Genomic DNA, 407 nt, shown 5'->3' with positions numbered 1-407 from the left:
CCGCGAGGTTGTCGGGAGATACCTGAACCGGCTCGCTAACCGTCTCTGACTCTGCCAACAGAAGGCAGGTCGGACAGTTGAACAGATGCAGATTGGTTGCGGGGACAAATCTAACAAGCTCCGATCGACACCACTGCATCTCGCTGCCGCAGGTTGGGCAGGTTGGCGCTTCACGGTCTTCCAGCGAGTGCTTCAGTCTGTCCATCACAACCCTCCCCAGGTCGAGTGATGAAAGCCCCAAGCCCCAACGGGCAAAGCCTTGAGTCGCAGGTTTGACGCCTTATCTGCTACCTTGTTCACGACTTTTTCCAGGCGTCTTCTAGGCATCACTCGGACTGACCGTCGGTTGTTTGGGAGGGGAACCCACGGTCCGTGCAGCGAAAAGTGCGTAGCGCGGCGGTCATCAA

General features: G+C 57.7%; 1 protein-coding gene. It reads right to left on the bottom strand.

The features are described from left to right. Window positions 1-205 (bottom strand): hypothetical protein (locus ACZXDY_RS46470; protein WP_464350097.1); only part of this gene is annotated, 205 nt, incomplete at its 3' end. Between the last annotated feature and the right edge of the window lie 202 nt (window positions 206-407).

The organism is Bradyrhizobium sp. LeoB3, assembly GCF_055456055.1.
The sequence above is the reverse complement of the archived record's forward strand: the minus strand, read 5'-3'. Positions and strand labels throughout refer to the sequence as shown.